The organism is Fusobacterium sp. SYSU M8D902 (assembly GCF_040199715.1).
GTDB lineage: Bacteria > Fusobacteriota > Fusobacteriia > Fusobacteriales > Fusobacteriaceae > Fusobacterium_A.
The window spans coordinates 1-3,233 of sequence record NZ_JBEFNA010000054.1; the positions used below are offsets into that span (position 1 = coordinate 1).

Annotated in this window: 5 protein-coding genes; 1 reads left to right on the top strand and 4 read right to left on the bottom strand. The window is 24.9% G+C overall.

What is annotated here, in order from left to right; all coding sequences use genetic code 11:
• Positions 1–105: 105 nt before the first annotated feature.
• Genes ABNK64_RS10935 through ABNK64_RS10950 form a run of 4 tightly spaced genes read right to left on the bottom strand, consistent with a single transcriptional unit; the run spans position 106 to position 2,413 of the window.
• The gene (locus ABNK64_RS10935; protein ID WP_349764404.1) at positions 106–237 is read right to left on the bottom strand and encodes a hypothetical protein; all 132 of its coding nucleotides are present in this window, start codon (positions 235–237) and stop codon (positions 106–108) included.
• Between the two features lie 3 nt (positions 238–240).
• Positions 241–1,266 (bottom strand): hypothetical protein, encoded by a 1,026-nt coding sequence (locus ABNK64_RS10940; RefSeq protein ID WP_349764405.1) that lies wholly within the window; start codon positions 1,264–1,266, stop codon positions 241–243.
• A 29-nt stretch (positions 1,267–1,295) separates the two neighbouring features.
• Positions 1,296–1,439, bottom strand: coding sequence for a hypothetical protein (locus ABNK64_RS10945; RefSeq protein ID WP_349764406.1), 144 nt, complete (start codon positions 1,437–1,439; stop codon positions 1,296–1,298).
• A 2-nt stretch (positions 1,440–1,441) separates the two neighbouring features.
• On the bottom strand, positions 1,442–2,413 hold the full coding sequence (locus ABNK64_RS10950) for a hypothetical protein (RefSeq protein ID WP_349764408.1): 972 nt from the start codon (positions 2,411–2,413) through the stop codon (positions 1,442–1,444).
• Between the two features lie 179 nt (positions 2,414–2,592).
• Here ABNK64_RS10950 and ABNK64_RS10955 point away from each other — a divergent pair.
• Positions 2,593–3,233: AAA family ATPase (locus ABNK64_RS10955; RefSeq protein ID WP_349764409.1), on the top strand; the 641-nt coding region annotated here is incomplete at its 3' end.

Consider the following 3,233-nt stretch of genomic DNA (forward strand, 5'->3'; position numbering starts at 1 on the left):
TTAGATATATAGATTAAATGAGAGGAAAAATCCTCTCATTTTTTAATATATGAAATTCTTATTTTTTCCTTTAAAGAAGATAAAAAAACATTGAATAAAGAGTTTTTAGAAATCTAAATAGATTGTATGATTTGTCAACTTTTTAGTATAGTCATCTTCATATGTAATTTTAGCAAATTCCATTTTTAAATTTGAAAGATTACAAATAGCTAATAGCTCTTTATCTGTGATTTTCATTAATTAATCACCCCATTCATTCTTATAAATTTTTTCTTTATCATACTCATCAAAAATAATTTTTATAGTATTTAAAAGTTTTATTTCATCTTTAGATTTATACTCTAATATCTTATATTTAGATAATCTTGATTCATTTTTTAAAAATTTAGGACTTCTTATGACAGTATGATACAGTGCTGTATATCCTAAAAATCTGTCATTATTGAATTTGGATATCTCACTTTTAGAATAATTATTTATTTTATTTTTTTTATCATCTAATGTTAATTGTTTATATTTTTCATTTAATTTATTCAATTCTTTTTCTCTGTATTTTAAAAATTCTTCTGAATTAGCTGAAGTATTAAAATGATTTATTAACAAAGGTTTTATCTCATCAAATTCTTTTATTAATATTCTTTCATCTAAAATTTGAAAAGATAAATCCACATATTCAAAAGTTCCTGTCTGTTTCATAAACTGCACAAATTCGTAAATTTGTTTCCTATACCACTCTCTATCTTCATCATTCTCCACCCTTCCAAAGATATAAATTCCCCCTTTTATTTTAGGTCTTTGATTTTTTTCCAATCCTTCCTTATAATCAGCTATAAAATTTGGAACTATTTCTAATTCTGATATATCTATTTCTAATACTGGTAGTACGTTCTCGCCAAATAGCTCTTTTAATTTTGGTAGATAAAATTCATTTGCTGATTCATTTATTAATACTAACCTATATATATCTCCTACATAATCTATACTTTCTCCAAATATTCCTTTTTTTATATCTACACTTCCACTACTACGATAATATTTATCATACTCTCTAGGTGTCCCTTTATATTTTGAAGGATATATTTCTGCTTCATACCATGTCTCTTTTCCGTCTGAACGTCTACCCATATATCCTATTTCAAACTCTTCTCCATATCTTTTTACTAAATTATTATGTAAAGCTTGTCTTGCTTCTTCCTCTGTTACTCTTCCACAGGCTGTTAATAAAAGTAATATTAAAATCATTAATATTCGTCTAAACTTCCTCATAATTTCCCCTTTAACTTTTTAATATATTTTTATCTAAAATAAATTGTATGATTTGACAGGATTTTTTTGCTACTTTTACTTTCAGATGTTTGATATGTTAAATTAGCAAATTCCATTTTTAAATTAGAAAGATTACAAATTGCTAAAAGCTCTTTATCTGTGATACTAATCATATTTAAAACCACCTTTCCCAATCAAACTTAATATCACTTATATCATTATATTCTCTTTTTTCATTTTTATATCTGTTACTTTCTATATATTTAGGAGAATATAATTTTAGATAAAGCAAATTATTTCCCTTAGTATATATAGCTGTTCCAATTTCTCTAAGATTATTCTTATTTATGTTCTCTATACTCTTTTGATAATATTTATTCTTATCAAAAAAAGAATTCAATTCATTCATTATATTTTTTCTATTCCTTAAAAATTCTTCTTCGGACAAATCTTTAGATAAATTTTCTAATTTGTCAATTGTTCCAATTTTGTTCATAATGAATTCATCTAATAAAATTCTTTCATCTACAACTAATATATCTAAATCCACATATTCAAAGGTTCCTGTCTGCTTCATAAACTGCACAAATTCGTAAATTTGTTTCCTATACCATTCCCTGTCCTTATCATTTTCCACCCTTCCAAAGATATAAATTCTTCCTTTTATCTCAGGCATTTTATTTTTCTTTAAATTATAAGTATAATCATCTATAAAATTTGGAAAAAACTCTAATTCAGATATATTTATATCTAATATAGGTAATATATTTTCTCCAAACAACTCTTTTAATTTAGGTAGATAAAACTCATTTGCTGATTCATTCATCAAAACTATTCTATATACATCTCCTACATAATCTATACTTTCTCCAAATATCCCTTTTTCTATGTTAACATTTCCACTTCTATGATAATATTTGTCATACTCTCTAGGTGTTCCTTTATATTTTGAAGGATATATTTCTGCTTGATACCAATTTTTCTTTCCTGTAGAACGTCTACCCATATATCCTATTTCAAACTCTTCCCCATATCTTTCTAGTAAATGATTATGTAAAGCTTGTCTTGCTTGTTGCTCTGTTACTCTTCCACAAGATGTTAAAAGAAGTAATGAAATAATTACTATTGATTTTATTATTCTTTTCATAGTTGTCCTTTCCTTAAATAATTAACCTTTCATCATTATGACTTAATTTCTCACAATACCTATTCTTATTAAATCTTTTTCTTTAATATATTTTACTACACTCTTTTCTATTAATCTACTTATATTTTCCTATAAAAAATGGTATAATATACTTGAATAGAAAGAAATGAGGTGAGAATATGTTTAACAAAAAAGGTATTGGTATAGGTGTTGATGATTTTAAAAAAGTTATTGAAAAAAATTGTTATTTTGTTGATAAATCTAAATTTATTGAGGATATTTTAACTGACTCTGCTGATATAAAATTATTCTGTCGTCCTAGAAGATTTGGTAAAACTCTTAATATGTCTATGTTAAAATATTTTTTTGATATTAAAAACAAAGATGAGAATAGAAATTTATTCAATGGACTATATATAGAAGACTCTCCTGTGATTAAAGAGCAGGGTAAATATCCTGTCATCTTTATTACTATGAAAGAACTTAAAGAAAATACTTGGGAAGAGTTTTTATCTGATATGAGCCTATTTATTTTTAAAATGGTAAAAGACTTTCAAGGATTAGAAGAAATTTGTAGCTCTGAAGAAAAAAAAATTTTACACAATCTTCAAAATAGAAAAGGGGATATGAGTGAGTTAAAATATAGTTTACAATTTTTAACAGAGTTGCTTGCAAGAAAATACAATGAGAAAGTTATTTTACTTATAGATGAATATGATACTCCTCTTCTCACTGCCCATGAGTTTGGCTATTATAATGAGGCTCTACAATTTTTTAAGATTTTCTATGGTGGAGCTTTAAAATCTAATGCCAACTTACA

Excerpts from the sequence above, each read along its gene's own strand:
- ABNK64_RS10940 (WP_349764405.1), bottom strand. The coding sequence starts at position 1,266 with ATGAGGAAGTTTAGACGAATATTAATGATTTTAATATTACTTTTATTA.
- ABNK64_RS10950 (WP_349764408.1), bottom strand. The coding sequence starts at position 2,413 with ATGAAAAGAATAATAAAATCAATAGTAATTATTTCATTACTTCTTTTA.
- ABNK64_RS10945 (WP_349764406.1), bottom strand. The coding sequence starts at position 1,439 with ATGATTAGTATCACAGATAAAGAGCTTTTAGCAATTTGTAATCTTTCT.
- ABNK64_RS10935 (WP_349764404.1), bottom strand. The coding sequence starts at position 237 with ATGAAAATCACAGATAAAGAGCTATTAGCTATTTGTAATCTTTCAAAT.